Raw genomic sequence first — 653 nt, forward strand, 5'->3', positions numbered from 1 at the left:
GACCGCAGCCGCTACTACGCGAGCAACCCCCTGGCGCCGACGGGCGACCCGACCCTGGAGAACTACCGGCTCGTCATCGAGTCCGACTTCCTCCAGTACCTGTCTCTTATACACATCTCCGAGCCTGCTGCTGCGCCGCCTCGGAGGCCGGGACGCCGGAGCGAGCCAACTCGAGGGGGCCTCCTGACGTGACCACCACGCTCACCAAGACCCGACACCCGCGGAACGGCACACCGGCGGCCAGGCCGCGCCCCGCCCGCCCCGCCGCCCGCGGNNCGACCCTGGAGAACTACCGGCTCGTCATCGAGTCCGACTTCCTCCAGTACTTCGTCAACAGCGTCGTCGTCACCGCGGGAGCCGTGATACCGGCGGTCCTGGTCTCCTTCATGGCGGCCTACGCCATCGTCCGCGGCTGGCGCATGCGGATGCTGCGCGCCATGAACGGGCTGTTCCTCATGGGCCTGGCCATCCCGTTGCAGGCCACGGTGATCCCGGTCTACCTGATCATCATCAAGCTGCACCTCTACGACAGCCTGCTCGCCCTGATCCTCCCGTCGATCGCCTTCGCCATCCCGCTGTCCGTCCTGGTGCTCGCCAACTTCATCCGCGACGTGCCGAAGGAGCTCTTCGACTCGATGCGGGTGGACGGCGCC

At 68.0% G+C, this 653-nt stretch carries 1 protein-coding gene and 1 pseudogene; both read left to right on the forward strand.

Features of this window, described 5'->3' with window-relative positions:
* Positions 1 to 192: pseudogene (locus CCN29_RS34450) on the forward strand (hypothetical protein); the annotation flags it as partial.
* On the forward strand, positions 189 to 653 hold a 465-nt coding region (locus tag CCN29_RS34455; RefSeq protein ID WP_442538705.1), incomplete at its 3' end, for a carbohydrate ABC transporter permease. The pseudogene CCN29_RS34450 and the gene CCN29_RS34455, both read left to right, overlap by 4 nt.

The sequence above is a fragment of the Streptomyces pseudogriseolus genome (assembly GCA_002154585.1).
Classification (GTDB): Bacteria; Actinomycetota; Actinomycetes; order Streptomycetales; family Streptomycetaceae; genus Streptomyces; species Streptomyces pseudogriseolus.